Annotated in this window: 26 protein-coding genes and 1 tRNA gene; 12 read left to right on the top strand and 15 right to left on the bottom strand. The window is 53.7% G+C overall.

The features are described 5' to 3' along the window. Positions 1-63: 63 nt before the first annotated feature. A complete protein-coding gene (locus RCA23_RS13385; RefSeq protein WP_052377191.1) occupies positions 64-1,119 on the bottom strand; it encodes a TAXI family TRAP transporter solute-binding subunit in 1,056 nt (351 codons plus the stop codon). Positions 1,120-1,245: 126 nt separating this feature from the next. Here RCA23_RS13385 and RCA23_RS13380 point away from each other — a divergent pair, with 126 nt between their 5' ends. Both RCA23_RS13380 and RCA23_RS13375 read left to right on the top strand, forming a co-directional pair. After that, positions 1,246-1,752 carry a MarR family winged helix-turn-helix transcriptional regulator gene (locus RCA23_RS13380; protein ID WP_044050733.1) on the top strand — a complete coding sequence of 169 codons (507 nt, stop codon included), beginning with the start codon at positions 1,246-1,248 and terminating at the stop codon, positions 1,750-1,752. Further along, positions 1,749-3,395, top strand: coding sequence for a sulfatase-like hydrolase/transferase (locus RCA23_RS13375; RefSeq protein WP_044050732.1), 1,647 nt, complete (start codon positions 1,749-1,751; stop codon positions 3,393-3,395). Before RCA23_RS13380 ends, RCA23_RS13375 begins: the two co-directional genes overlap by 4 nt. 75 nt (positions 3,396-3,470) lie before the next feature. Here RCA23_RS13375 and RCA23_RS13370 read toward each other — a convergent pair whose 3' ends face one another. Together RCA23_RS13370 and RCA23_RS13365 are read right to left on the bottom strand one after the other, a co-directional pair. Continuing rightward, positions 3,471-4,748, bottom strand: coding sequence for a flavin-dependent oxidoreductase (locus RCA23_RS13370; RefSeq protein ID WP_044050731.1), 1,278 nt, complete (start codon positions 4,746-4,748; stop codon positions 3,471-3,473). 157 nt (positions 4,749-4,905) lie between these two features. Further along, positions 4,906-5,793, bottom strand: a complete 888-nt coding sequence (locus RCA23_RS13365; RefSeq protein WP_044051589.1) for an amidohydrolase family protein — start codon at positions 5,791-5,793, stop codon at positions 4,906-4,908. A gap of 96 nt (positions 5,794-5,889) precedes the next feature. Between RCA23_RS13365 and RCA23_RS13360 the strand changes: the two genes are divergently transcribed. From RCA23_RS13360 to RCA23_RS13345, 4 genes are read left to right on the top strand one after another with little or no spacing between them, the layout of a single operon-like run. Beyond that, on the top strand, positions 5,890-6,675 hold the full coding sequence (locus RCA23_RS13360; RefSeq protein ID WP_044050730.1) for a crotonase/enoyl-CoA hydratase family protein: 786 nt from the start codon (positions 5,890-5,892) through the stop codon (positions 6,673-6,675). 46 nt (positions 6,676-6,721) lie between these two features. Continuing rightward, positions 6,722-7,759, top strand: a complete 1,038-nt coding sequence (locus RCA23_RS13355) for a TRAP transporter substrate-binding protein (RefSeq protein ID WP_044050729.1) — start codon at positions 6,722-6,724, stop codon at positions 7,757-7,759. Positions 7,760-7,819: 60 nt separating this feature from the next. Beyond that, entirely contained in the window at positions 7,820-8,332 is a 513-nt protein-coding gene (locus RCA23_RS13350) for a TRAP transporter small permease (RefSeq protein ID WP_044050728.1), read from the top strand. 3 nt (positions 8,333-8,335) lie between these two features. Then, positions 8,336-9,661 (top strand): TRAP transporter large permease subunit, encoded by a 1,326-nt coding sequence (locus RCA23_RS13345; RefSeq protein WP_044051588.1) that lies wholly within the window; start codon positions 8,336-8,338, stop codon positions 9,659-9,661. Here the strand turns inward: RCA23_RS13345 and RCA23_RS13340 are convergent. Both RCA23_RS13340 and RCA23_RS13335 read right to left on the bottom strand, forming a co-directional pair. Next, complete coding sequence (locus RCA23_RS13340; protein ID WP_236631364.1) at positions 9,658-11,427, bottom strand: feruloyl-CoA synthase; 1,770 nt, start codon at positions 11,425-11,427, stop codon at positions 9,658-9,660. The genes RCA23_RS13345 and RCA23_RS13340 overlap by 4 nt on opposite strands. Positions 11,428-11,498: 71 nt before the next feature. Further along, the gene (locus RCA23_RS13335; RefSeq protein WP_044050726.1) at positions 11,499-11,948 is read right to left on the bottom strand and encodes a MarR family winged helix-turn-helix transcriptional regulator; all 450 of its coding nucleotides are present in this window, start codon (positions 11,946-11,948) and stop codon (positions 11,499-11,501) included. 46 nt (positions 11,949-11,994) lie between these two features. Between RCA23_RS13335 and RCA23_RS13330 the strand changes: the two genes are divergently transcribed. Further along, positions 11,995-12,489 carry a DUF3237 domain-containing protein gene (locus RCA23_RS13330; protein ID WP_236631363.1) on the top strand — a complete coding sequence of 165 codons (495 nt, stop codon included), beginning with the start codon at positions 11,995-11,997 and terminating at the stop codon, positions 12,487-12,489. Between the two features lie 132 nt (positions 12,490-12,621). On the opposite strand, the gene RCA23_RS13325 is transcribed toward RCA23_RS13330, so the two are convergent. Next, the gene (locus tag RCA23_RS13325; RefSeq protein WP_044050724.1) at positions 12,622-12,882 is read right to left on the bottom strand and encodes a hypothetical protein; all 261 of its coding nucleotides are present in this window, start codon (positions 12,880-12,882) and stop codon (positions 12,622-12,624) included. A gap of 277 nt (positions 12,883-13,159) precedes the next feature. On the opposite strand from RCA23_RS13325, the gene RCA23_RS13320 reads away from it, so the two are divergent. Then, positions 13,160-13,462: a hypothetical protein gene (locus RCA23_RS13320; protein ID WP_044050723.1), complete on the top strand. Its 303-nt coding sequence runs from the start codon at positions 13,160-13,162 to the stop codon at positions 13,460-13,462. 151 nt (positions 13,463-13,613) lie between these two features. Next, on the top strand, positions 13,614-14,858 hold the full coding sequence (locus tag RCA23_RS13315; RefSeq protein WP_169701418.1) for an ankyrin repeat domain-containing protein: 1,245 nt from the start codon (positions 13,614-13,616) through the stop codon (positions 14,856-14,858). Between the two features lie 448 nt (positions 14,859-15,306). On the opposite strand, the gene RCA23_RS13310 is transcribed toward RCA23_RS13315, so the two are convergent. Beyond that, a tRNA-Arg gene (locus RCA23_RS13310) sits at positions 15,307-15,383 on the bottom strand. A gap of 418 nt (positions 15,384-15,801) precedes the next feature. Here RCA23_RS13310 and RCA23_RS13305 point away from each other — a divergent pair. After that, the gene (locus RCA23_RS13305; RefSeq protein ID WP_044050721.1) at positions 15,802-15,993 is read left to right on the top strand and encodes a hypothetical protein; all 192 of its coding nucleotides are present in this window, start codon (positions 15,802-15,804) and stop codon (positions 15,991-15,993) included. A gap of 110 nt (positions 15,994-16,103) precedes the next feature. Here RCA23_RS13305 and rplP read toward each other — a convergent pair whose 3' ends face one another. From rplP to RCA23_RS13270, 7 genes are all read right to left on the bottom strand, one after another. Beyond that, positions 16,104-16,517, bottom strand: coding sequence for a 50S ribosomal protein L16 (gene rplP, locus RCA23_RS13300; protein WP_044050720.1), 414 nt, complete (start codon positions 16,515-16,517; stop codon positions 16,104-16,106). An 11-nt stretch (positions 16,518-16,528) separates the two neighbouring features. Then, complete coding sequence (rpsC, locus tag RCA23_RS13295) at positions 16,529-17,248, bottom strand: 30S ribosomal protein S3 (RefSeq protein WP_044050719.1); 720 nt, start codon at positions 17,246-17,248, stop codon at positions 16,529-16,531. Continuing rightward, on the bottom strand, positions 17,248-17,628 hold the full coding sequence (gene rplV, locus RCA23_RS13290) for a 50S ribosomal protein L22 (protein WP_044050718.1): 381 nt from the start codon (positions 17,626-17,628) through the stop codon (positions 17,248-17,250). The genes rpsC and rplV overlap by 1 nt, the downstream gene beginning before the upstream one ends. Positions 17,629-17,631: 3 nt before the next feature. Further along, positions 17,632-17,910 (bottom strand): 30S ribosomal protein S19, encoded by a 279-nt coding sequence (gene rpsS / locus RCA23_RS13285; RefSeq protein WP_044050717.1) that lies wholly within the window; start codon positions 17,908-17,910, stop codon positions 17,632-17,634. 3 nt (positions 17,911-17,913) lie between these two features. Then, on the bottom strand, positions 17,914-18,756 hold the full coding sequence (gene rplB / locus RCA23_RS13280; protein WP_044050716.1) for a 50S ribosomal protein L2: 843 nt from the start codon (positions 18,754-18,756) through the stop codon (positions 17,914-17,916). 225 nt (positions 18,757-18,981) lie between these two features. Then, a complete protein-coding gene (locus RCA23_RS13275; protein WP_044050715.1) occupies positions 18,982-19,752 on the bottom strand; it encodes a sulfite exporter TauE/SafE family protein in 771 nt (256 codons plus the stop codon). A gap of 55 nt (positions 19,753-19,807) precedes the next feature. Beyond that, complete coding sequence (locus RCA23_RS13270; RefSeq protein WP_044051587.1) at positions 19,808-20,599, bottom strand: SDR family oxidoreductase; 792 nt, start codon at positions 20,597-20,599, stop codon at positions 19,808-19,810. A 244-nt stretch (positions 20,600-20,843) separates the two neighbouring features. Between RCA23_RS13270 and RCA23_RS13265 the strand changes: the two genes are divergently transcribed. After that, a complete protein-coding gene (locus RCA23_RS13265; RefSeq protein ID WP_169701417.1) occupies positions 20,844-21,041 on the top strand; it encodes a hypothetical protein in 198 nt (65 codons plus the stop codon). A 184-nt stretch (positions 21,042-21,225) separates the two neighbouring features. Next, the gene (gene smc / locus RCA23_RS13260) at positions 21,226-24,681 is read left to right on the top strand and encodes a chromosome segregation protein SMC (protein ID WP_044050713.1); all 3,456 of its coding nucleotides are present in this window, start codon (positions 21,226-21,228) and stop codon (positions 24,679-24,681) included. 155 nt (positions 24,682-24,836) lie between these two features. Here smc and RCA23_RS13255 read toward each other — a convergent pair whose 3' ends face one another. Then, the gene (locus tag RCA23_RS13255; protein WP_052377189.1) at positions 24,837-26,006 is read right to left on the bottom strand and encodes a lytic murein transglycosylase; all 1,170 of its coding nucleotides are present in this window, start codon (positions 26,004-26,006) and stop codon (positions 24,837-24,839) included. Between the last annotated feature and the right edge of the window lie 11 nt (positions 26,007-26,017).

Genomic DNA, 26,017 nt, shown 5'->3' with positions numbered 1-26,017 from the left:
TGGGGGCCATTCGTTAGGATGGGGGCCGGGCAGGGCGGGCCCCGTCCGTGCGGGAATGCGCGTTTAGGGGCGCAGACAGTCGGCAATCGTATGCCCGGCGTCTTCATATGCGCGAATGGCGCCAGGATGCATTTTGATCTGAACCGCACCGCAGGCGCCTTGGCTCACCCCATCGATATCACCAAAGCTCATCCGCACAAACGGCCCCCGCGGTGATCCTGTGAGGAAGCGCTCTTCGCCTGCAAGAAAGGCCGTCACGATGTCGTAGACCAGCTGTTCGCCCATGCCCGCTGGGACGATCTGACCAAAAGCGGTCGCGAAGCTGTCAAAGCTATCGTCGTCGACCACAACGGTGATGTCGTTGCCGTCATAGGCTTTGCGGAACGCTTCTATCGGAACCGAATAGGGGGCGTGGCCCGGTGCCTTCATGATCTGTTGTCCAAGCTCGCTCGCCAGAAGATCAGACGGGACATCATGGATTGTGATGCCGCCCGAGGCCGCGATTGCAATCTCGCGACCAGAGGGCAAGCCCTCGGGAATGGTCCAAGCGTCGACACCGCCACCGGTGATTGTTGGAACCGTATCCGGCCATGGGCTCTGAATACCTTCATAGCCCTCTCCATCCTTGATGCCAGACAATAGTTGGATCATGGCACGACCAGAGGTCAGCGCCGCGCCGCGGGGCGGACCGTTCCAGATGCGCTTGCCTGACAGGTCGCGGATGTCTTCGATTGGATTGCTATTATAGTAGCCAAGTATCTGTGCAGATCCGGCATTGAAGAATATCACCCGAATATTGGCGGCAAGCTCGGCACCCTTGTCAGGACCAATGCCGCTATAAGGGCCGATCCCCCGCGACATCAGGAAAGGCAAGATCAGCGGCGCAGGGGCCATATCCAAACGCCCCTCGGCGACTGCTTGAACCGAGTTGGTAAGGGTCGCGCCCTCGGTGATCTGCATCGTTGCCACACCGGCGCTGGCAAGGACCGCAGCCAAAGTCGAGTCGATGTAATGCGGTGTTGAGCCGGGTGTGGTGGTCTCAGCCGTCAGGGTTGTCTGAGCATTTGTGATCAGCGGCGCGAGCGACAGTGCGCAGCCCAAAAGTGTTTTCTTCAACATTGTTTTTCTACCTCCAAAGCGCAAATTACCCCGACAACGAGGCGCATTCTGAAAAAGCTGGCATAAAATATATGACTTGTCACGCATTAAGTCTTCGGGCTAGTCCACAGGTTAGAGGAGGGCGCGATGGCCAATCTAAATGAACGCGATAAAGAACGAATCGCGGCGCGGCGTGTTCGAGAACACTTCAATTTATTTGCGCGCCTGCCTGCGATTTATGCGGCCTCTCGCAAGCAAGGGCAGCATTTGCTGCAAATAGGAGGTGGGCTATCGATTGTCGAATGGCGCGTGCTATGGGATCTCTGCGAGGCCGGGCAGATGACGATCAAAGACCTTGCATCAATGCAGCGCGCGGATCCTTCCTTGCTAAGTCGTGCCTTGCCCGAGATGCGCCGTAAAGGGTTTGTCACCATGCGGCGAAGCGAGACAGACAGCCGCCAAACCATCGTCGAAGTTTCGCAGGCTGGGCGCGCGGCTTATGATCGAGCCGCACCTGTTATGGCCCGTCGGCGCGCCGCCTTGAAGGAGGTCTACTCAGAGGAGGAACTGGTGGAGTTTGTCAATTATCTTGATCGCCTCGACATGTTTTTACGGGCACCGATTGAAGACATTGTTGCGAAGGAACAAATATGACCGATAAGCCGAACATCTTGTGGATCATGGCGGATCAACTGCGGTTTGATTATCTCAGCTGTTACGGTCACCCGCATCTGGACACGCCAAATATCGATGCGTTGGCGGCTCGTGGGGTACGATTTACAAATGCCTATGTGCAATCGCCTGTCTGTGGTCCCTCCCGGATGTCCGCCTATACGGGTCGCTATGTGCGCAGCCATGGGGCAACATGGAACGGCATGCCTCTGCGTGTTGGCGAACCCACGCTCGGGGATCACCTGAGGCAGGTTGGTGCCCGGGCGGTGCTGGTGGGCAAGACGCATATGACGGCCGACCTGGAAGGCATGGCATGGCTTGGGATTGATCCCCAAAGTGAGATTGGCGTGGCCCGATCCCAATGCGGGTTCGAGCCTTTCGAACGAGACGATGGCTTGCATCCTGATAGCCCGCGCCAGAACTGGTCCGCCTATGACGACTATCTGGTGGCGCATGGTTTTGCCTCGGATAACCCATGGGAAGACTTCGCCAATTCCGGGTTGGATTCGGACGGCGAATTGCTCTCGGCATGGCTGTTGAAGAATTCGCGCTTGGCGGCAAATGTGCCCGAAGAACATTCTGAAACCGCCTATATGACAAATCGGGCCATGGACTTTATGCGCGAGGCGCGGACCGACGGGCGACCGTGGATGTGCCATCTGTCCTATATCAAGCCGCATTGGCCCTATATCGTCCCGGCACCCTATCACGAAATGTATGACGAGCGGCACATTCTTCCGCCGGTGCGTTCTGACATGGAGCGTGAGACCGATCACCCCTTAGTGCGCGCCTACCATAACGCGCGAGTCTGTAAAAGCTTTTCGCGAGATCACCTGCGTGAACACGTCATTCCGGCCTACATGGGCCTGATCAAACAATTGGACGACAATCTAGGGCGGCTGTTCGCGTGGATGGATGCCGAAGGGTTCAGCGAGAACACCATCATCGCGTTTACCTCGGATCATGGTGATTACTTGGGTGATCATTGGATGGGCGACAAGGATTTCTACCATGAAGCCGCTGTCAAAGTGCCGTTGATCATCGCCGACCCGCGCCCTGAGGCCGACGGAACGCGTGGCTTGGTCAGCGATGCGTTGGTTGAAATGATCGACCTGCCTGCAACCTTTATGGAAGCACTGGGCTGTGCACCCAAGCCCCATGTGATCGAAGGTCGCGATCTGACTTCGATCCTGCACGGCAAAGATGGCTTCTCACGCCGCTATGTGATCAGTGAACATGATTACCACTGGTCTGAAATGGCCGTCGCCCTTGGGCAGCCGCAAGAAGACGCCCATACGACGATGATTTTCGACGGGCGTTGGAAGTATATCCGATGTGAGGGCTTCAGGCCCGTCTTGTGGGATTTGCAAAACGATCCCGATGAATTGGTCGATCTTGGCGCGTCTGAAGACCCATTATGCGTCAAAACCCGCGCGCGCATGGAATCTGCCCTCTTGAAATGGGCGACACGCCATCACACGCGAATAACGGCGACCCCCGAGGTGCTGGCGCGCCAGAAGATCGCGGCGGAGTCAGGCATTCTGATTGGGTTTTGGGATGAGGCGGAATACCAAGATGCTGTTGGCAAACCCTTCTCCTCCCTCACGCCCCAAGGGCGACCTTGAGCACATCGCCGCTGCGCGCGCAGAGTTACGCTATTTTTGGGGCTGCATAAGTAGGGTCACTGGCCACCCAGGCGCTTAAACAGTGGCGCCCACCGCTATTGTTGCTGGAGCTGCATTTAGCATGTCTTTGGCAAATCCTGCCGCCTGCTTATATTTGCCCATAAACGTGTCACGTTCCTGAGCAGGAATGACGGTTTCAATGTCGTCAAATACCCCGCCGCAACGATCATGAAGCAGGTTTAAGAGGCCAAATGGACCCGCGCTTCGATTGCGCAACACAAGTTGCGAGATAGGCTCGCAAAGTTCCGCATTATATTCTGACAGGGCCCGGGGGCCAATTCCATGCGCGATTAACTTTGCCCCAATGATGCGCGCGTCCATGATGGCTTGGCTGGCACCATTGGAGCCAGTTGGATACATAGGATGGGCTGCATCGCCCATCAACGCGACCGGGCCATCAACCCATGATGAGATAGGATCCCTATCGATCATTGGATTTTCATAGGCGCAATCTGCCGCCCTCAGCATCGCTGGAACATCGAGCCAATCATAATTGAAATCCTCGAAGTGATGCGCGAATTCATGCAACTTGGTTTCGCGAAACCAGCTGTCTTGTTGCCAGCCGCCGCTGCTGTCTACTGTCACCTCAGCAATCCAGTTGATGAGCGATAGCCCCTGATCGTCGGGTTTGGAGATTGGATAAATTACCATGCGCCGTTGATGCGTGCCGAGCCCTATGAAAGATGAGGGGCTGCGCATTGGTTTAGCGCGCAGGGTGCCGCGCCACATAATGGCACCGCCCCAATGAATGGGCGCTTGATCGGGGTGCATTTGGGCGCGGATTGCCGAATGGATGCCATCGGCTCCAATCAATAGTGTGCATTTGTAGCTCTGTTCCTGCCCGTCACCTGTTTGAACATGGCAGACTGGCTGCTTTGGGTTTGATCTGTCATATCCGAGGGCTCTTGCACCGAGTTTGACTGCATCGGGGCCCATTCGTTCAATGACTTGGTGATAGAGCAGCATATGCAGATTGCCGCGATGCACGGCATATTGTGGCCAGTTGTAGCCTGCAAATGTGCCGCGCGGCTCGGCGTAAACCTCTTTGCCGTTCAGCCCAAGTAAGGCCCATTCTTGTACGGGAAGGCCGACTTGATCCAGCAAATCTGCCCCAATCCCTAAAGCGAAGAGTTCGCGGACGGCATTGGGTTGAATATTGATTCCGACCCCCAGGGGCCGCATGGCTCTGGCCGTTTCCAGCACCACGGAAGACACCCCTATTTGATGCAGCGTGAGCGCTAGGGTTAAGCCACCGATCCCGCCGCCGGCAATGACAACATCAACATCTTTCATGAGGCGCTTCCCCGTGGGTATTTTGGATGCGGAAAATTACCTGGCATCGCGTTGGTATGAGTGGTCCGTTTCATCTTAATTTAACAGCACCGGCAGGTTGAGCGGCTTGCGAAAGCCAAAACCGCGCCATTTAGCTGCGCTTGGGTCATCCTGCGTTTCATTCCGTTTCTCCAAGCAATCGCATGGCATTTTCCTTGAGTATGAGAGGGCGCACTTCCTCTTTGAAGGGCGCCTCCGCGAAGTCTTTGAGCCAGCGGTCCGGGGTAATGGCAGGCCAGTCTGACCCAAATAACATTTTGTGTTTCAGAATGGAATTTGCGTAGCGTATGAAAGTTTCAGGAAAATATTTCGGCGACCAGCCGGACATATCATAATAGACATTGGGTTTGTGCTGGCAGACTGCGAGACCCTCTTCGGTCCAAGGAAATGACGGATGTGCCAAAATAATTGGCATATCAGGGAAATCTACGGCCACATCATCAAGGTGCATCGGATTTGAATATTTCAATCGCATCCCCATGCCGCCGCGCATGCCAGAGCCCACGCCCGTTTGTCCGGTGTGAAAGAGTGTAATAGCCCCTTCTTCTGCACAGGCTTCTAGAACCGCGTAACAGGCCTCTCGGTCATTGGGATAAAATCCCTGCATGGTCGGGTGAAATTTAAAGCCCCTGACGCCAAAATCGCGGACCAAGCGCCGTATTTCTCGTGCGCCGGCCTTTCCTTTGTGGGGGTCCACACTGGCGAAAGGGATCAATATATCATCATTTTGAGCGCAGATCTGCGCAACCTCTTCGTTGGAATAACGCTTGAAGCCGGTTTCTCGTTCTGCATCAACCGGAAAGATCACCGCGGCAATATTGCGTGCGCGATAGTAATCGGCTGTGTCCTGAACTGTTGGCAACATGCCCTCCGCTCCGGCTGGATTTTTAAAATAGGCCGCCATTGAAGATTGAAATTCATTATAGCCATCGTCTCTACAGGTGTTGCAGGGTTCCTCGGCATGGGTGTGAAAATCAATCGCGGTAACTTTTGAAAAATCGACCATGGGACCTCCAACATCAAACACAATGTAGAAATTGCTATACAGGAAAACTGTTTCATCGTAAAACAATTTTAGAGTTCAAGAAAAGATGGTGATCTGATGCCCGATGGTGGACAAACCCCAAGAGTTTTAAAGGTTGATCTGTCCGATAGGATTGCAACAGTCACCTTTAACAGGGCTGACAAACGCAATGCGGTCAACGACAGCTTTATAGAAGAATTGGATCGGTTTTTCTCATCGCCCCCTAAAAATGTGGATGCGGTGGTTCTAGCCGGTGCGGGCGGGCATTTTTGTGCTGGGCTCGACTTGGCTGAACATGAACAACGCAAGTCCATTGATAATGTGTACCATTCGCGCAACTGGCATCGCGTGATGGATCAAATCGAATTCGGTGGCCTTCCCGTGGTGTCGGCTTTGACCGGTGCGGTGATTGGCGGTGGGCTTGAGATTGCAGCGGCCAGCCATGTGCGCGTCGCAGAACCTTCGGTGCGATTTCAACTGCCCGAGGGTCTGCGCGGTATTTTCGTAGGTGGCGGGGCAACCGTGCGCGTAGGGCGCATTTTAGGCCCAGATCGGTTGCGCGAGATGATGCTGACGGGCCGCAGCTATGGGCAAGAGGAAGGGCTGAACCTTGGATTGTCCCACTATAGCGTTGGGGAGGGTCAAGCCTTAAGCCGCGCGCAGGATTTGGCACGGCGCATTGCTCAAAATGCTGAATTTTCGAATTATCTCATGATACAAACCATACCACGGGTGGCCAATATGTCCGCCGATGATGGACTTTTTGCAGAAAGCCTCGCGGCTGCCATGTCGCAAACAACAGAAGGTGCAAAAGAGGGGTTGCGGGCGTTTTTGGAGAAAAGACCGCCACGGTTTCGGGATTGACATAACTAAAGGACATAAAGTCCGTTGTTTCAACTGGGAGGAATACATGAAACGTATACACACACTAAAAACAGCACTGCTTGGAGCGGCTGCTCTGGCCTTCGTGGGTGGCGCTGCGCTTGCGCAGGACGTAACGCTTAGGTTGCACCAATTCTTACCGCCGCCGGCGCCTGTGCCGAAGCTCATATTGAAGCCTTGGGCGGCGAATGTGGAGGAAGCCTCGGGCGGCCGGATTAAAATCGAACATTTTGATGCCATGTCTCTGGGCGGGCGTCCTCCTGAGCTTCTGGGGCAGGCCCGCGATGGGGTGGTGGATCTCGCCATGACCGTCGCAGGCTATACGCCCGGATTGTTTCCACGCACGGAAGTCTTCGAGCTGCCCTTTATGATGACAAACCCGGTGGCGACCTCTGCGGCTTATTGGCAAAAAGTGGACACAGATTGGTCATCCAACGAATATAAGGATGTGCAAGTGCTTGGCGCATGGGTGCATGGACCGGGTCAAATTCATTCCAAAGATGGGGTTAACAGTCTCGAAGATATGAAAGGTTTGACCCTGCGCGGCCCAACTCGGATCATCAACAATTTGTTGGGCGAATTGGGCGCCGAGCCTGTGGGCATGCCGCTACCGGCCATTCCAGAGGCGCTGTCCAAAGGCGTGGTCAAAGGCACTGTGATTCCATGGGAGGTGACAACTGCGATACGGCTGTCGGAATTGGTGGGCAATCACACTGAATTTTCGGGCGATGAGGCCTTCTACACCTCAGCAATCATCCTGGTGATGAACAAGGATAAATACAACGCACTTCCTGACGATCTGCGCGCAATTTTGGATGCAGAATCTGGGGAGAAATTGTCAAAATTCGCGGCGCAAGTTATGTGGGATATGGACGCTGGTGCGCGCAAAATTGCACAAGATGCGGGCAATACGATCACCGTGTTGGATGATGCGGAAGTGGCGCGCTGGAAAGCGGCTGCGGAGCCGGTGGTTGATCAATGGGTCACCGACATGGATGCACAGGGCATCGATGGCGCGGGTCTGATTGATGAGGCCAAACAGCTCATCAAAAAATATGGTGGCTGATGTCACAACTTGAAATATAAGAGGGGGCCGTCTGGCCCCCTTTGTTTATGAGGAATTGAAATGTACGCGCAATCGCAACACATAGCTCAAGTCATTGCCCGCACTCTGGCTCTCGCCGGCGGCGGTGCGCTCATAGTTTTGATCGTACTTACATGCCTGTCAATTATTGGTCGCGTCTTTGTGCCTTTGGATATCGGCATCGGCCCCATTCGTGGGATTTATGATATTACCGAAATTGGAATTTCGGCGGCTGTCTTTGCCTTTCTGCCCTTGGCGCAATTGCGCGAGACTCACGCCCGGGTGGATCTTTTCCAATGGGCCATTCCGCGCCGCATCAACCAGGGGTTGGATTTGCTGTTCAACCTGGCCATGGCATTTGTCGCCACAGTCGGGTCCCAGCGGCTTTACTTGGGTATGCAGGACAAAATCACCTATGGTGAGACGACGCTTATTGCGCAGATTCCCGTTTGGCAGGGCTATGCATTGGCCTTGATTGGCGCCTTGGGTTTTGTTCTGGTCGCCATATTTTGCGTGATACGCGCCGCCCGACGTTTGGCCGGGTTTGAGGAGTAGATGATGACGAACTTTGACCTCGCACTCTGGTCGTTTCCCGTTCTTTTGGTTCTCATTTTCCTACGCGCGCCAATTGGCTTGGCCATGATCGGGGTGGGCGTTGCGGGTACCTATATGGTCATCGGCTCAACGGCGATGACGTTGAACCAACTAAAAACGCTCACCTATGGCACGTTTTCAAACTATTCGTTTTCAATTATCCCGTTGTTTTTGCTGATGGGACAGTTTGCAACCCTGTCGGGGATGTCTGCCTCTTTGTTCAAGACCGCTGAGAGCTTTCTTGGCCATCGCAAAGGCGGTGTGGCGATGTCAGCGGTCGGGGCCTGTGCTGGGTTTGGCGCGATTTGTGGCTCCTCGCTCGCGACAGCCGCAACAATGGGGCAGGTGGCCTTGCCTGAATTGCGCCGCTTCGGCTATCCCGATTCCCTGTCCACCGGCGCATTGGCGGCAGGGGGTACGTTGGGCATTTTGATCCCGCCTTCTGTCATTTTGGTGATCTATGCGATCCTCGCGGAACAAAATATTGCGAAACTTTTTGTTGCTGCCCTTATTCCCGGTATTTTGGCTGCGCTTGGTTATATATTGGCGATCTCAATCTGGATGCGCGTTTGGCCGAATGCGGCTGCGGTCAGCCCGCGGGTGGCCTGGCCGGATCGTTTGAAAATGCTGGGCACTGTTTGGCCGGTCGTGGCGATTTTCGCCGGCGTTGTTGGCGGAATCTACGGCGGTATTTTCACCCCGACAGAGGCCGCCGCGGTTGGGGCCGCGGGAACAGGGCTCATCGCATGGTCGAGCGGTCAGATGAGCTGGGGACGTTTGCAAGAGGCGATCCTGTCTACGGCCTCATCAACCGCAATGATTTTTTTCATTATTCTGGCAGCGGGAATTTACAACAACTTCCTGTCCTTGACCCAATTGCCGCAATCGACCGCGGCCTGGGTGGGGGAGCAAGGATTCTCGCCTTGGTTGGTTTTGACCCTTGTCTTGCTGATGTACCTGCTTTTCGGCTGCATCATGGATAGCCTGTCGATGGTCTTGCTCACGGTGCCTATCGTTTTTCCCATTGTCTCCGTTCTCGATTTTGGCATGAGTTACAATGATTTCGGCCTGTGGTTTGGCATCTTGGTGCTTATTGTGGTTGAGGTCGGATTGATCACACCACCGGTTGGGCTGAATCTCTTTATCATCAACAATATGGCCAAAACGACACCTATTTCGGAGACCTATCGGGGCGCTTTGCCTTTTGTTGTTACGGACCTTATTCGGGTTGTGTTTTTGACCTGTTTCCCGTCGATCACCCTCTGGCTCGTTTGGGTGATGGGCGGTTAGAGTTTTGCCAGGTAAACTTCGCCGGCGCCTCGGTAAAGAGCCTCTATGATCTGCTCATGAGCGCGGCGCATCGCGCGCTGGTTCAGCGAACCTTTTTCGGTCACCTCGCCTCGGTCAAAGCTCGGCTCTTGCGGCAAAACCGTGGCGCGTGTCACCCGGCTGGCCGATCCAGTTGCGCGCTGTGCCGCATCGCTCAATAGAGCGGCAATACGCTGGTCCCGTTCCGTCGGACTGAGAGATTTCCCCGTCTGTGAGAGAAGCAACAACGCGCCCAATTCTGGCCTGTTTTCGCCGACAATCACCACATCGCGCACGAGCCCCTGCATGGTATTCACCAGGCTGGTACGCAGCGCACCGACAGACACCCAGGTCCCCGTGCTGAGTTTGAAGTTTTCCGCCAATCGTCCGTCAAAGAAAAACCCTTGGGTTAAGTCTTCTGGATCGGCTGGACGCAAGGCATCGCCCATGCAGTAATAACCCTCCTCGTCAAAAGCTTCTGCAGTTTTTTCAAGATTTTTGTAATATCCGGGGGTGATGCTCGGGCCTTTGAGGCGCAGTTCGAGTGTCCCACCATGGGGCACAAGTTTCATCGACAGGCCCCTTGCAGGCACCCCAACATTGCCAGATTTATCCTGAATTTGCGTGCAGGCAAGGGCAAAGGGCGCGGTTTCAGTGGCACCCAAAGAGGTGGCGAGCAGCACGTCGCGCCCAGTGGTTTTGCGCGCAATGGCTTGCAGCCGGTCCCATGTTTGTTGTGACAAGCCGGCGCCGGCGTAAAACATCATTCCCAATTTGGAAAAGAACGTCGCTGCCAAATCTGCATCACGTTCCAGTTCTGGCACCAAAAGGTCCCAGCCAATCGGTACGTTGAAATACCAAGTGCAGGCAATTTCATTCAGATTGCGCAGGGTTTGATCGATTTGCCCAGGAACGGGACGGCCATGGTCAATGTAATAGGATCCGCCGTTTGTGAGCGCGAGATAAAAGACCTTATTGCCCGCGGCTGTATGGTTCCATGGCGCCCAATCGAGCACCACCGGAGGCTCTTTTTCCAAATACCTGTAGCAATCGCGTACCATCGCCTGCATGGCGCAGATCATGCCATTGGTGTTTATCACCGCTTTGGGCGCGCCGGTGGAGCCAGAAGTAAAGAGGTATTTCACGACATCATCTGCGCAGATGGCAGCGCGCGCGGCATCCGCCCCCTTCGGATCATAGTTTAACAGGTCTTTGTATTGCAACGCGTTGGGCTGACCAGGCGTGACGTTTATAACCTGACACTCTGAGGGAAATGCGGCCAAAATGGCGGGTGCGAAAGCTGCGCCATCATCGGCAAACACGGCGCCTGGCAGGAGGAGCTGTGCAATATCCTTCAACTTTTTATGGTCTTGCGACAGCAGGGAATAGGCTGGAGACACCGGCGCATAGGGAATGCCAACATAGAGGCAGGCCAATCCCATCACCGCATGGGCCAAGCTATTTTTTGACAAAATCACGAGTGGTCTGTCTGCGCAAAGCCCCAGTGCAAGCAAAGCGGATGCCACACAACGGGTTTGATGAAGTGCCTCAGCATAGGTGATGGTTTCCCATTGCCCCTGCTCATCGCGGCATCCCAGAAAAATCGTATCCGGCGTGTCCGCCGCCCATTTGTCGAGGTAATCCGCAAGGGTCGGCAAATAGCCCATCAAGGGATCAGCATTGGCCATTAGAATTGTGCCATCGGGGCGATGCGTAATGTTAAACTCTGGCGTCCAAAAATCACTCACCATATACACCTCTTGCCAATCGCGCTAGTTTTGGGAGGGGGCGGCTGGGTCCCTCGCCCAAAAGGTGCACTTTATGTCTTTTGATATCGGATTTTTTGCAAAATCGATATCAATGCGTCTCGTTGACCCGCATCAAGGCCGCCCAACAGGCGGGCCTCATGGGCTTGGACTTTGCCAAGGGCAATCTTATATGCCTCTTCGCCAGCCGGCGTCAGTTGAAGCGCCTGTCTGCGCCGGTCTTGCGGCACAGGTTTACGGATGACATAGCCTCGACCTTCCAATTCATCAATCATGGCGACGATGCCGGATCTTTCAATACCCAATTGACGCGCTAAAGCGCTTTGGGACAGGCCGGGATGTGCTTTTACCAAGGCCAAAGCCGAGAACAGGCGCGGGGAGAGATTGTCGTGTTTAAGGGCGCGGCGAAAATCATCGCTCACCGTGACATAGGCTCGTTTGAGATTGTAACCGATTAGACCTTCAAGATCCGGGCTCGGATGGTGTTCTGGTATCTTCGTCATGCCTGGCCAAAAAATTATTGCCAAACATATATAATAAATTGTTATATTGGTAAACAGTTTTCAAGAGAAAGTTCATAGGATGTTGCCAGAGCCGAAGTTAGAGTTTTTCTGTGATCTGCAAGTTGAACTTGATCCTATTCGTGAGCTGGGAGCGGGTCGTGCTGGGCAGCGGCGCATAATTCCGATCATTGGTGGCCGAGCTTCTGGCCCTCATTTCAGTGGTAAGGTTCTGAACTTGGGCGCTGATTGGCAAACGATTTTTGCCGATGGCCTCGCCGAGCTTGACACGCGCTATGCGATTGAAACGGACGATGGTGCTACGATTGAAGTGGTCAATTACGGGTTTCGCCACGGACCGCCAGAGGTGATTGCAGCGATTGGGCGGGGAGAGAAAGTTGCACCGGACCAATACTACATGCGCACCCATGCCCGTTTGGAGACCGGGGATGCACAATATGCCTGGATGAACAATTTGTTGTTTGTCGGCGTTGGCGCGCGAGAAGCGTCAACCGTCGTGCTGAAGCTTTACGCCATCAAATAGGATTAGCAGCACCTAGATCACATGCACCTATAACATTCTCACGAAAATTCGCTCAAAATACACATTCTCAAGGTGCCTTAGGACAAGCCCCACGTCTTTGGAAAGGGCGTAACGGGGAGCGTGACCGTTGGCTCACCCACCCATTGGCTGCATCGTATAGGCGATGTACTCGACGCCGTTGTTTTTATCCCACTGCACCTGCTCTTCATTCATCATCGGTTCACTGAGTGCTGAAAAATCTGTTATATTGGCCAGGAATACCAAGGAGTGATCGCTTTCTTTAGCGACAGTCCAACCAGTGTGCGCCGCACTTATAGTGGACATGTTATGTTCAAGCCTGGCGATCATCTCCTCCCAAGTGCATTTAAAAGTTGCACGCATACAAACATTCATGTCTCTTCTCCCATTGCGTGACGGTAGTGGAACCTTAATCTCTACATACATTATTGCAAGCAAGGTTGCTTAATATGCTTTTTCCGTACCCTTAATGTCAAAGTAGAGCGATCATAATTTTCCCTTCTTGTGCGAATTTTCTAGGTCATGTTTTGTTTATGAAGATTTAATATTAGAATTTGACACTCGAAAAGTAATTTAACATTGACATAAGTCACCGTGTTATCGCCACTAAAGAGATACGGAATATCATGACTGAAGATGAGGGTAGCCTGAGATGCAAATGAAAATTTATATTCGCACATTTACGACACCGGTTGACGCACAGATGTTCAACAGTGTGTTACATACCAAATGGCCTGACATGATTGCATCCATAGAGGGAGCGCGCTTTAGGCTGTTATACAATGAAAGCACACCTAACGTATCAACGGTGATTTGGGAATTCTCAAGCGTTGAGGTGCAGCAAAAGATTGAAGCGCTGATTGAGGCTGAAATAGCGAAATTCACTCAGGCTTTACCGAACCGCCAAGTTCACTATTCAGGCACTGTTGAACTCGATTTCGTTGGCGGCGTTTAGGGCGATTCCGTTTCAACGCAAAATCTGCGCGATTTTCCACTTCAATATGCCGCTTTAGCAATCATGCAGCGGGTTTCCCGTGTATCGACTGCCATTACCTCGATGTTTTCTCAAAGAGAGTGGTGGGTTGGATTCCGAAGGGTTTAGCGCAGTGGACAGGGCGGAATTCGCCAAGGCTGCTAGTCGCAATCGAGAATATGAAAAAAAACTCCAACAGAAAAAAATTGATAAAGAATGGGAAGAATCTCGCGTAAAACGTGAAGCACAAGCTTTAGACAGAGCAGAACGAGCCTTTGGACAAAAAACTAGCGTGTTACTGGGAAGAATTGAAGATGCAAGAAACAAACCCCTAGAGTTTTTGAGCACTATGGTAGTGATACCACTTTTTATGACTTGGTGGCTTTTTATTCTGGTGCCGGGGTTTTTTCTCATGATGCTGGGCGATCCTTTCAAAATTGCAAGCACGCTTATCGGAGTTGGTGAAAGGTTTGATAAGTTAGAGCCAAAAGAAACTGAAGAAGTTAAAAAATGGAGACGGGAATTAGAGAAAATCTATAAATTAAGGGATCAGTTCAGTCAAAAAGACAAAGAGGCATTTTATGATAGAGCTTCAAATAGTCAGCGGACGCTCAACACTAAATCTATAAATTCAAATACGAATTTTAATTCTTTGGATGTTACTAAAGAAAATGCTGATATCAGTGACTCATATAATGAGGCTAATACTGATCCTTTCCTGAAAAATTATCAGGCCAACGAAAAAGAAAGGCTGGAACGGCTAGCTAAAATAAAAGCTTATGATCCAAGTCTGATTGTCTCACGCAGTGATACCATCAGTGGGAAGTCACATGAGTTTAGACCCACTCAGAAAGTCATTTCCCTTAAGCGTGAGACGCCGTCAATAAAGCATTTTTTACAAATATTTAGAGAATATAAAAATGAAAAGCGTCAAACAAACCCACCTTTAGCAAAGCCCGCGAAACGCCCGGTTTCAGACAAAGAAGCGTATAACAAAAAATCTAAATCCGATATATTTCTGGAAAATTATCAAAAACAAGAAAAAATCAGATTAGAAAAATTTGCGAAGTCCAAGGCAAATGGAACATATATTAAACAAATTGATATCTCTCCTGACAGTTTGATCGATTCAAAACAGAATGTTAAAAAATCGAACTGGAAAAATTTTGAATCCCAAATTAAATCGCTAAATGAACCAAGAGACAAGGATGGGCAGACAGCCTTGCATCATGCTGCTATCAGCGGTGATTCAGTTACAATACTTAATCTGATCGATGCTGGAGCTCACAAGACGCCCAAGGACAAACACGGTAAAACTCCATGGGATTATGCAAAAAAAATAAAAAGCTGCTGGGAAGTACCGCATATTACGTTTTGAAGAGTCGCGACACTTAACTTTTAAAGCGCGTGGTAAGATCAACGAAACTTCACAAGGGCTCATATCTCTAGATAGCAAACCGTTTACCAAAAACATGGCCCAAGGCTTGCGGCCCACGAAGGCCCACCTGCGATCTGCTGACCGAGCGCGAACAAGCCAGATAAGTTACTTCCAAAAGCGTGACGGGCCCCTGAGGTTTTTTTGAGCTGGCAGCGTATTAACATAACCGCAGTTGGTGCGTGGTACGGTAATTTTACCTTTGCAAAACGATCTGACGGGCCTGCAGCGTCCAATGTTTCTAAGCTCAACCGAATCGTGGTAGCTTGTTGTGCGGAATATCAGGCTGATTTGGACATAATTAACGACAAAGCCAAAGTTTTTTGGAACCCATATGGAACCCGAAACGGTAGCACGCTCAGTGAGTTATAATCTAAGTAATTGATTTAATTGGCGTCCCCTGAAAGATTCGAACTCTCGACCTGCCGATTAGAAGTCGGCTGCTCTATCCAGCTGAGCTAAGGAGACGCATGCAAGCTTCCTAATACGCCATGCCGGTTTTATCTAGTGAAAAACCTCACTTTCTCAGCTGCTTTTGGCTATGTGACATCCGGGGGGCTTTGCCTGTTGCGTGCGCGATTTGGTCTTTTTCGGTTGGCTGCGGGTTTGGCACTTGATCTATTGGCAAAACTGTTCAACCCTGAGCGAACTTACTCTAGGAGGTCACTCGGTATGGTAAAAGTCTCTGTGTTCATTGCCACTATGGTCGTTCTGTCCGCCTGCGATGTTCCCTTCATTCCGGGAATTTAGGCACGTCAACCCGTGTCATTTATGCCCCTGTGAGCTCATTTGCTTCTCTGGATGCGATTTGGACGAAACAGGCTGGACAGATACGTCTGCGCCAGACTAGCGTTGAATGAGTTAAACGCGGATGAGGAGATCTAAAATGGCGACGTATCGTTGTGGTGTGTGCAATATGGGGGTCGATGCCAGTTGCACCGATTGTAAGGAAGCGCTGGTCAATGACAATTTGACCCTGGGAGATGGCACTGTTGTGCAGATCTCCAAATGTCCAAAATGTGAAGGTAAAATCAAGTCGCCGATGTGCTGCGGTGCGGATATGAGCTGCGCGGTTTAGCCGGCCAAGGCCTGACCCGCGCGCCTATCATGGGCAATGATCCAAGAAAAAGCCCCCACCGATGTGTCGATGGGGGCTTGTTTTTTGCGGCATGGTAACCGGCTTTCGTTTTACCAGTCCTCGCGCTGCACAACGCGGGTTTTGATTGGCAATTTCATCGCAGCAAGGCGCAGAGCCTCACGCGCGACGACATCTGAGACGCCATCGATTTCAAACATAACCCGGCCAGGCTTGACTTTGGCGGACCAAAAATCAACGGAGCCTTTACCTTTACCCATCCGAACTTCGGTTGGCTTTGAGGTTACGGGCAGATCTGGGAAAATCCGGATCCACACACGGCCTTGACGTTTCATATGACGTGTCATGGCACGACGCGCCGCTTCGATCTGACGCGCAGTAATGCGCTCAGGTTGCGTCGCTTTTAGGCCGAACGAGCCGAAGTTCAGGGTGCTGCCACCCTTGGCTTCGCCGTGGATCCGGCCTTTGTGCATCTTGCGGAACTTAGTGCGCTTTGGTTGAAGCATTGTTCTTCTCCTTAGCGGTCGTTGCGGCGATTGCCACCTGCACCGCGGGGTGCTGGGCCATCTTGCAATTCTTGCGATTTACGATCACGCGCGGCTGGATCATGTTCCATGATCTCACCTTTGAAGATCCAAACTTTGATCCCGATGATACCATAGGCGGTAAGACCCTCAGCATGTGCGTAATCAATGTCAGCACGCAGTGTGTGCAGCGGAACGCGACCTTCACGGTACCATTCAGTACGCGCGATTTCAGCGCCGCCCAAACGACCGGCAACGTTCACACGAATGCCCAAGGCGCCCATACGCATGGCGCTTTGCACCGCACGTTTCATGGCACGGCGGAAAGACACCCGGCGTTCCAATTGCTGCGCAATGCTCTCGGCAACCAAGGCTGCGTCAAGCTCAGGCTTGCGAACTTCAACAATGTTGAGGTGCAATTCGCTGTCTGTCATCGCGGCAACTTTGGAGCGCAGACCTTCGATGTCCGCACCTTTTTTGCCGATGATCACACCTGGACGGGCTGTGTGGATTGTGACGCGACACTTTTTGTGCGGACGCTCAATGATCACACGGCTGATACCAGCTTGCTTACATTCTTCACCAATGAATTCCCGAATTTTCAGGTCTTCCAACAGCAGGTTGCCATAGTCTTTGGTATCTGCATACCAACGGCTATCCCAAGTACGGTTGATCTGAAGACGCATACCGATTGGATTGACTTTATGTCCCATTACGCTTGCTCCTCAACCTGGCGAACCAAAATAGTCAGTTCGGAAAATGGCTTAACGATCTTGCCAAAACGACCGCGCGCCCGAGGACGACCGCGTTTCATGGTCAAGTTCTTGCCGACATAGGCTTCTGCCACAACCAGCTCGTCAACATCCAAATTGTGGTTGTTTTCAGCATTTGCAATTGCAGACTGCAGACATTTCTTCACGTCATCAGCAATACGCTTCTTGGAGAAGGTCAGATCTGTCAAAGCATTGTTGACTTTTTTACCGCGGATCATCGCAGCAACCAAGTTCAGCTTTTGCGGGGATGTCCGAAGCATGCGCGTTTTCGCCATTGCTTCATTGTCAGCCACGCGGCGGGGATTTTTATCCTTGCTCATAGCTTATTTCCGCTTCGCTTTTTTATCAGCCGTGTGTCCGTAGTAGGTACGGGTTGGCGAAAACTCACCAAACTTTTGGCCAATCATTTCTTCAGTCACATTGACAGGAATATGCTTCCGGCCATTGTAGACACCAAAGGTCAAGCCCACGAATTGGGGCAGAATTGTTGAACGACGCGACCAAATCTTGATAACGTTGTTGCGATCACTTTCGCTGGCAGCTTCGGCTTTCTTAAGCACGTAAGCATCCACAAAGGGACCTTTCCATACGGAACGAGACATCGATTAACGCCCCTTCTTCTTGGCGTGACGCGAGCGGATAATGAGCTTTTGTGACGCTTTGTTTTTATTGCGCGTGCGTGCACCTTTGGTCGGCTTGCCCCACGGGGAAACCGGGTGACGACCGCCAGATGTCCGACCTTCACCACCGCCGTGCGGGTGATCGATCGGGTTCATAACCACACCACGAACGGAGGGGCGCACACCTTTGTGACGCATCCGGCCCGCTTTACCGAAGTTTTGGTTAGAGTTGTCTGGGTTAGACACAGCACCAACAGTGGCCATGCATTCTTGACGAACCAAACGCAGCTCACCTGAAGAGAGGCGGATCTGAGCGTAGCCACCATCACGGCCAACAAATTGAGCATATGTGCCAGCGGCGCGTGCGATCTGCCCGCCTTTGCCAGCTTTCAATTCGATGTTGTGGATGATTGTGCCAATTGGCATGCCTGAGAATGGCATTGCGTTGCCGGGTTTGATATCGGCTTTTGCAGCGGCGATCACCTTGTCACCAACAGCCATACGCTGCGGGGCTAGGATATAGGCCTGCTCGCCATCATCATATTTGATGAGAGCGATAAATGCTGTCCGGTTCGGGTCATATTCGATCCGTTCCACAGTTGCTGAAACGTCAAACTTGTTCCGTTTGAAGTCCACAATACGGTAAAGGCGTTTTGCCCCACCGCCACGACGACGTGATGTGATCCGCCCGGTATTGTTCCGGCCGCCCGATTTTGTCAAACCCTCTGTGAGAGTCTTGACAGGACGTCCTTTCCAAAGCTCCGAACGGTCGATCAGTACCAGCCCACGCTGGCCCGGCGTCGTCGGTTTATACGACTTGAGTGCCATGCTTTCTGTCTTCCGTTTGCTTCGTGCAGCCCTTATGGGCCGCTGGTGTTTAGGCCCCCGTAGGTGCCCGATGAATTTGGGTTCCCCCAAACGACACCACCCCAGACGAATCTGGGGTGAATGACGATGAGCGCTGATAGCAGGGGGCGGGGAGGGAGGCAAGAGGGCCAGGCGAAGGTTTTAGGAGACTTTTGTACCGTGCCGGTCGGACAAAATGGCGGGTCTTTAAAAGAGGGCCCCCCGTGCCAGAGGGCTGTCCATGAGGCCGTCCCAGATCAGTTTGATCGATATGATCATCAAGGCCCAGGTGACGAATTTGAAAAACAGCGCTTCGGGAATTTTTTTAACCCAGAAAACCCCAAGATAGACGGCAAGCGCGGCAGGCAGCATCAAAAAGAGCGAGACAAAGGAGCTTTGCATATTGACTTGCCCAAGCCAAATATAGGGGATCAGCTTGATGGCATTACAATAGGAAAAAGCAATGACCGAAGTGCCAACGAAAACTGACTTTTGCAACTTCAATGGCAGGGTGAAAATTTGCCAAGGTGGGCCGCCGTTGTGACTGATGAAGCTGGTGAAGCCGGCGATGGTTGTCCAGAATAACCCGCGGCCTGTATGGATTGGCTTCTTTGCGGGATCGCCTCGTTGGGTGAGCATCCGCAGGGCAAAAAGCCCGCCCATCAGGCCAATCAACACTGTAATCAGCCATTCTATGATCAAATGTGCCGTAACACTGCCAATCGCCACCCCCAGAGTCATTCCTATTGCCGCAATCTTTAACACCTGGCGGTTAAAGTCTCGGCGATAGGCGATAAGCGCAAAGGCATCGGAGACAATATACACCGGCAAAAGCAAGCCTGCGGCGGCAATGGGAGACATGTAAAGCGACAGGCTCGGCACGGCCAAGGCTGCGACCACTGGAAGCCCTCCCTTGCCAAGCCCAACAGCAATGGCTGCCAGGGTTGCGAAAAACCAAAAACCAAAGCTGTAGTCCATAAATGTTCTTCACTTTACATGAGTGGCAGGCGCCTCAGCCCCTGCGCATTGGCGCCTATACGACCGGGCAGAGCCCGCCATCAAGATTAACGGCCGTGCCGGTGATGTAAGAGGCCCTTTGCGAACTCAAAAAGGCCACGAGGTCGGCATATTCTTCAGCCTCACCCATCCGGCCCATTGGTATTTTTTGGGAGAAATTTTCGTAAATTGAACTGGGATCGCCATTTTCAGCTCGGCGGATCCATTGCATTGATTTCAAGTAGCCAATGCAAATGGCATTGACGCGGATATTGCTGGCAGCAAATTCCTGCGCCAAAGATTTCGTTAAATTCAACCCAGCCGCGCGCATGACGCTTGTGGGCAGCGCGCCTGCATTTGGCGCTTTGCCGCCGCCTATGCTGGCATTGACAATGGCCCCGCCACCGCGCGCTTTCATTATCGGAATAGCAAGCCGCGATAAGCGCACGGCCGCCATGACCTTGAGATTGAAATCTGACAGCCACAGGTCATCCTCCACCAAAGCCAAACCCATAGCGGCGGATGCGCCGGCGTTGTTGATTAAAATATCAATGCCGCCGTGACGGTGCTCAATTTCGGCGATCAACGCGTCACAATCCTCTGCATTTGTGACATCGGCACGAAGGCCCACAACCCGGCCACCGTTGTTGCCCGAGGCTTGCACCGCGGCTGTCATATCCTGTGCGGCCTGTTGCGCATGTGCGGCCCGCCGGCCGCAAATGACAACCAAAGCCCCTTCCGCCGCCAGCCGGTGCGCCGCAGCGCGGCCCAAGCCATCACTGCCGCCGGTTACGAGGGCCACTTTCCCGCTTAATTCCAAATCGAACACAGCTCTCTCCTGTTCTTGCGCGCAGACATCTGTCTTATCGCCTTGACCAAAAGGCTGACCCAATTGCTGCGGTAACGCAAGCTGCGTCGCTGTGGAATGTTTGGTTGAGCATGAGTGAGGAGCAAAGCTATACCCACGCAGCCAAAGGATGTACCGGGCGCGGTGGCGCTTGACTTGGGGCAGGAAGGCCGGCGATACAGGGCGCAGTGCGTAAATAGTTTTAGAGTTTGAGATGAAAAAAGTGATGATTTTTGTCGTTTTGGCAACCGCTTTGACCGGCTGCTTGCAATCCCAGCCTGAGCCGGCGTCTGTACCTGAGCCGGCCGCAGAGCCTGAGAAGGTGGATCTTCAAAAGTTAGTGGACCAATTTGACATTTCCGCGATGTTCGATTGGCTCAACGGCTATCGCGCTGCCAATAAAGACAGTGAAGCTGGCGAGTAAAAGCGCCAAACACCCGTGAAATCACAATCGCTCCCGAGCGACCGTGTGACCTGCATTTGCGCCGTGAAGCGTCAATATGTTGTGGATAACTCCTTCGAACCCACAGGATAAGGGTCGGCGGCGTTGACTCCGCCCCTATCGCTTCGGCACACTCAAGCCAGAAGAATCACGAGGGCATGTTTCGGTGCGGTTTTCGAAATTACGATTGAACGGGTTCAAAAGCTTTGTGGACCCCACAGATTTAATTATTGCAGATGGCTTGACCGGAGTGGTCGGCCCCAATGGCTGCGGCAAATCGAATTTGCTAGAGGCGCTGCGCTGGGTCATGGGCGAGAACCGCCCGACGGCCATGCGGGGTGGCGGGATGGAGGATGTCATCTTCGCAGGAACCGCCACACGTCCGGCCCGTAATTTTGCAGAAGTCAGTTTGCAAATCGACAACAGCAAACGGCTGGCTCCGGCGAGCTTTAATGAAAGTGATCTTTTGGATGTGGTCCGCCGCATCACTCGCGATATTGGCTCTGCCTATAAGGCCAATAGCAAAGACGTGCGGGCGCGGGATGTTCAGATGCTTTTTGCCGATGCCAGCACGGGTGCGCATTCTCCTGCTCTTGTTCGGCAGGGGCAGATCAGTGAATTGATCAATGCCAAACCCAAGGCCCGGCGTCGGATTTTGGAAGAGGCGGCCGGAATTTCGGGTCTCTATGCGCGGCGGCATGAGGCGGAGCTGAAATTACGCGGCGCTGAAACGAACCTGTCACGCGTGGATGACGTGATCGAACAATTGGCCAATCAATTATCCCAATTGGCGCGGCAGGCGAAACAAGCCGCCCGCTATCGAGAGTTGGGGGCCAGTCTGCGTTTGGCTGAAGGGCTCTTACTGTATCGCCGTTGGCAAGAGGCAGAAGAGGCCCGCGCGGCCGCAGAAGAGGCTCTGCGCGCCGGTACGCTCACAGCGGCACAGGCTGAAACCGCAGTTCAGAAATCTGTGAAGGCCCGCGAGATTTGCGAGGCGGCCTTGCCGCCCCTGCGCGAGGAGGAGGCCATCGCCAATGCCGTGTTGCAGCGGCTGAATGTGCAAAAAGACACGCTCAGCGATCAAGCGAAGCGGGCTGAGCAAACCATTCACACTTTGGAGCAACGCATCGCCCAGCTGGCGGCTGATATGGCGCGGGAGCAAAACCTGAATGCCGATGCCGGCGATACAATCGCGCGGCTGCGCGAAGAACTGGCAGAGCTTGAAGAGGCCGGGGCCGGGCAGAGCGAAAAAGTGCAAAAAGCGGCCGCGGAGGCCTCACAGGCGGCGGCTGTTTTGCACGATCGTGAATCGCAATTGGCGGAGATTACCGAAGATGTAGCCCGTCTCGCCGCCAGCCATCAATCGGCGGATCGCTTCGTTGAGGATGCCCAAAAACGCCTGTCCAAGGCTGAGGCCGAAGAGATCAATGCCAAGTCGGCGGTGGCTGAGGCCAGCACACAGGCCAGTGACGCCGCAGCGGCCTACGCGCAAGCCCATCTTGATGAGGCGGCCGCTGTTGAGGCCGTCGCCCAGGCCGAAACGGCTTTGGCTGAGGCGGAGGCGCGACGGGCGGAGTGCCTGACCCAAGAAAACAGTGCACGGACTGCCAGGTCCGAGGCAAATGGGGTCGTCAATGCGTTGCAGGCAGAAGTCTCCGCACTGGCGAAATTGGTGGAACGCAACCGCGGTCAAGGCGACCAATTGCTTGACCAAGTGCATGTTGAAAGCGGATATGAAAAGGCTTTGGGCGCTGCCTTGGCCGATGATCTCAAAGCCCCGGCCGTGACCGCGGACGGGCGCTCAGGCTGGGCTCAGCTGCAGGACTATGACACCGCGCCCCGCCTGCCGGAGGGCGTTGAAAGTTTTGGGCAATACGTCACTGTTCCCGGCGTGTTGAACCGCAGGATTGCACAAGTTGGTCTTGTGACAGCCGAGGAAGGTGCGCGGCTGCATGGGTCTCTTTTACCAGGGCAAAGACTGGTCAGCCGAGATGGCGATCTTTGGCGTTGGGATGGGTTTCGCGCCCAAGCCAAGGACGCCCCCTCTGCGGCGGCCTTGGCGCTCGAGCAACGCAATCGCCTTCAGGCTTTGCAATCACAGTTAAAAGAGGCGCAGGCGGTGGCAAGCCAAGCGGAAACTGCGCATCAAGCGCTGGTTGGTCAATTGCAAACCCTGACAAAAACCGATCAAGAGACCCGCGAGGCGCGCCAGGCCGCAGATCGGATGATGGCCGATGCGGGGCGTGCTTTGTCTCGGGCTGAGGCGGAGCGCAATCTTGCCGGCGGGCGCGTTGAGGCCCTGGCGCTCGCTGTCACACGCTATGGGGAAGAGGCGAGTGAAGCGCGCGTGCAGCTGCGTGACGCACAAACCCACCGCGAAGGCTTGGAAGATCTTGGCGCTGCGCGGGCACGGGTGGAGGACATTCGGCTGACCGTTGAAGCCAGCAGGGTCACTATGATGAGCCGCCGTGCGGCACATGATGAGCTGCGCAGTGATGGCGAAGCACGGGTCAAGCGGATTGCGGCAGTGAACAAAGATATTAGCAGCTGGCAAGAGCGTTTGGGAAATGCCAAAACGCGCGCCGTCGAGCTGGAACAGCGCCACAGCAAGGCTGAAGCAGACTTGGCAACAGCACTTGCAGAGCCCGATAACATAAGAAGCCAGCGGGCAGAGCTCATCTCCGCGTTAGAGGAAGCGGAAACGCGCCGGAAATTGGCCGCTGATACCTTGGCGCGGGCCGAGATGGACATGCGCCAAGCGTCTGAGGCCGAGCGTGATGCTGGGCGCGTGGCCACGGAAAGCCGCGAAAAAAGGGCTGGCGCTGAGGCGCGCTCTGAAGCTGCTTTGGAGGCGGTGGGTTTGGCGGCGGAGCGCATCCGTGAGGAGCTGCAAACAGAGCCGCAAAACCTGCTGGAACAATTGGAGGTCGACCCGCTGAAAATGCCGCCCTCTGAACAGGTGGAGGCAGAGGTGGCGCGTTTGCGCCGGCAACGAGAGGCGCTGGGCGCGGTCAACCTGCGGGCGGAAGAGGATTCTCAAGAGGTGCGCGAGGAATTTGATATGCTCACCAAAGAGAAAACAGATTTGGAAGAGGCAATCAAAACGCTGCGGGGTGGGATTGCCAGTCTCAACAAAGAGGGCCGGGAACGCTTATTGGCCGCTTTTGATGAGGTGAATCGCAACTTCGGCACTCTGTTTTCGCATTTATTTGGCGGCGGCGAGGCGAATTTGGTTTTGGTGGAGAGCGATGATCCGTTGGATGCTGGGCTGGAAATTTTGTGTCAACCACCGGGTAAGAAGCTCTCGACCCTCTCGCTGTTGTCGGGCGGTGAGCAGACTTTGACGGCGATGGCGCTTATTTTTGCAGTCTTCTTGGCCAATCCCGCGCCGATTTGTGTGCTTGATGAGGTGGATGCGCCATTAGATGATGCAAATGTCACAAGGTTCTGCGACCTGCTCGATGAGATGACCCGCAGGACGGACACGCGGTTTTTGATCATCACCCACCATGCGGTGACCATGGCGCGTATGGACCGTTTGTTTGGTGTGACGATGGCGGAGCAAGGGGTCAGCCAGTTGGTTTCGGTTGACCTGAAGAAAGCCGAGCAACTGGTGGCCTAGCGCCTCGGTGTGTCGCATGAAGCCGTTAAAAAGACCTCTGCATAACCCAGCGCCAAGCCAAAAAATTGTGCCCGGTGGCAACACCGGGCAGCGCCTGCCTGCCCAGTCCGGCGCTGCCCTCATGTCGTGTTGAAATGGCGTGATGCAGAGGTCTTTTAAAGCCGATTGAGCAATTGCGGGGTTGGCCAAGCATCGGCGGGTAGATTGAGCCTGTCCTGTTCTGCTTGCACAGCCGCGCGGGTTTTGGAGCCTAAAATACCATCGATTTTGCCGACATCATGGCCTCGGGCCATGAGTTTTTGTTGCAGGGCCTGCATTTCTTGCCCGGTCAAGCCCGTGTCCGGCGTTCCAGGATAAAACTGCGGTTCGCCCGATAGCAGCGTGGCAAAATAGGCGGCTGTGGTGACATAAACCAGGCTCTGGTTCCATTCAAAATAGACGTTGAAATTGGGATAGGTCAGAAAGGCTGGACCTTTATGGCCAACGGGCAATAAAACAGAGGCTTGGCCCGCGCTGGGCTCGAGGGGGCCATGTCGCCCGGTCACCCCAAGCGCCTGCCAGCGCGCGACGGTCTGGCTTTTGTCGAGGCCAGTGAGGGTGAGATCAAGAGTCTCGGGCAGATCAATTTCCTGCAACCACGGGGCACCGGCCTGCCAGCCCAATCGGCGCAGCATATGGCCGCCGCTCATAAGTGCATCTTCGGCAGAGTTTTGCAGATCAACGCGGCCATCACCATCCCCGTCCGTGCCGCTGTCCAAAATATCTTCGGGCAGCATTTGGATCATACCAATCTCGCCGGCCCAAGCGCCTTGCGTCTCTCGCGGATCAAAATCACCGCGTTTGTAAAGCTCAAGCGCTGCAAAAACCTGTGGACGAAACAGCTCAGGGCGCCGGCAATCATGCGACAGGGTCAGCAGCGCATTGAGCGTGTTAAAATTGCCTTGATTGACCCCAAAATCCGTTTCAAATGCCCAAAAGGCCAGTAAGACCCCAGGTGGGATCCCGTAATCACGGGACACCCTGTCAAAGGTCGTGGCGTATTTGCCCGCGTTTTTCTGTGCATGCACCAAGCGATGTTCCGAGATCAAGGCTTGAGAGAAGCTGATGAAGTCTTTTTGAAACACCCCTTGTCGGCGGTCTGCTTTGATGACCTTGGGATCTTGCGCCGCGCCATCAAAAAAGCGCGTCACCAATGGGCGCGGGTAGCCCTGTGCCAGAGCCTCTTGTTTTACGTCTTTGATAAACGATGCCCAATCTGTGCCGCAAGTGGCAGAGGCCAGGCCAGCGTAACACATTAAGGCACAGGACAAGAAGAGGCGGTGCATATCAATTCTCC

This window comes from Planktomarina temperata RCA23, assembly GCF_000738435.1.
GTDB classification, from domain to species: Bacteria; Pseudomonadota; Alphaproteobacteria; order Rhodobacterales; family Rhodobacteraceae; genus Planktomarina; species Planktomarina temperata.
Note: the sequence above shows the minus strand (reverse complement) of the source record. Positions and strands in the feature narration are given on the sequence as shown.

What these genes read in the sequence shown, in the direction of transcription:
- RCA23_RS13385 (WP_052377191.1), bottom strand. Translation starts at nt 1,119, where the DNA reads ATGTTGAAGAAAACACTTTTGGGCTGCGCACTGTCGCTCGCGCCGCTG.
- RCA23_RS13380 (WP_044050733.1), top strand. Translation starts at nt 1,246, where the DNA reads ATGGCCAATCTAAATGAACGCGATAAAGAACGAATCGCGGCGCGGCGT.
- RCA23_RS13375 (WP_044050732.1), top strand. Translation starts at nt 1,749, where the DNA reads ATGACCGATAAGCCGAACATCTTGTGGATCATGGCGGATCAACTGCGG.
- RCA23_RS13370 (WP_044050731.1), bottom strand. Translation starts at nt 4,748, where the DNA reads ATGAAAGATGTTGATGTTGTCATTGCCGGCGGCGGGATCGGTGGCTTA.
- RCA23_RS13365 (WP_044051589.1), bottom strand. Translation starts at nt 5,793, where the DNA reads ATGGTCGATTTTTCAAAAGTTACCGCGATTGATTTTCACACCCATGCC.
- RCA23_RS13360 (WP_044050730.1), top strand. Translation starts at nt 5,890, where the DNA reads ATGCCCGATGGTGGACAAACCCCAAGAGTTTTAAAGGTTGATCTGTCC.
- RCA23_RS13355 (WP_044050729.1), top strand. Translation starts at nt 6,722, where the DNA reads ATGAAACGTATACACACACTAAAAACAGCACTGCTTGGAGCGGCTGCT.
- RCA23_RS13350 (WP_044050728.1), top strand. Translation starts at nt 7,820, where the DNA reads ATGTACGCGCAATCGCAACACATAGCTCAAGTCATTGCCCGCACTCTG.
- RCA23_RS13345 (WP_044051588.1), top strand. Translation starts at nt 8,336, where the DNA reads ATGACGAACTTTGACCTCGCACTCTGGTCGTTTCCCGTTCTTTTGGTT.
- RCA23_RS13335 (WP_044050726.1), bottom strand. Translation starts at nt 11,948, where the DNA reads ATGACGAAGATACCAGAACACCATCCGAGCCCGGATCTTGAAGGTCTA.
- RCA23_RS13325 (WP_044050724.1), bottom strand. Translation starts at nt 12,882, where the DNA reads ATGAATGTTTGTATGCGTGCAACTTTTAAATGCACTTGGGAGGAGATG.
- RCA23_RS13320 (WP_044050723.1), top strand. Translation starts at nt 13,160, where the DNA reads ATGCAAATGAAAATTTATATTCGCACATTTACGACACCGGTTGACGCA.
- RCA23_RS13305 (WP_044050721.1), top strand. Translation starts at nt 15,802, where the DNA reads ATGGCGACGTATCGTTGTGGTGTGTGCAATATGGGGGTCGATGCCAGT.
- rplP (WP_044050720.1), bottom strand. Translation starts at nt 16,517, where the DNA reads ATGCTTCAACCAAAGCGCACTAAGTTCCGCAAGATGCACAAAGGCCGG.
- rpsC (WP_044050719.1), bottom strand. Translation starts at nt 17,248, where the DNA reads ATGGGACATAAAGTCAATCCAATCGGTATGCGTCTTCAGATCAACCGT.
- rplV (WP_044050718.1), bottom strand. Translation starts at nt 17,628, where the DNA reads ATGAGCAAGGATAAAAATCCCCGCCGCGTGGCTGACAATGAAGCAATG.
- rpsS (WP_044050717.1), bottom strand. Translation starts at nt 17,910, where the DNA reads ATGTCTCGTTCCGTATGGAAAGGTCCCTTTGTGGATGCTTACGTGCTT.
- rplB (WP_044050716.1), bottom strand. Translation starts at nt 18,756, where the DNA reads ATGGCACTCAAGTCGTATAAACCGACGACGCCGGGCCAGCGTGGGCTG.
- RCA23_RS13275 (WP_044050715.1), bottom strand. Translation starts at nt 19,752, where the DNA reads ATGGACTACAGCTTTGGTTTTTGGTTTTTCGCAACCCTGGCAGCCATT.
- RCA23_RS13265 (WP_169701417.1), top strand. Translation starts at nt 20,844, where the DNA reads ATGATTTTTGTCGTTTTGGCAACCGCTTTGACCGGCTGCTTGCAATCC.
- RCA23_RS13255 (WP_052377189.1), bottom strand. Translation starts at nt 26,006, where the DNA reads ATGCACCGCCTCTTCTTGTCCTGTGCCTTAATGTGTTACGCTGGCCTG.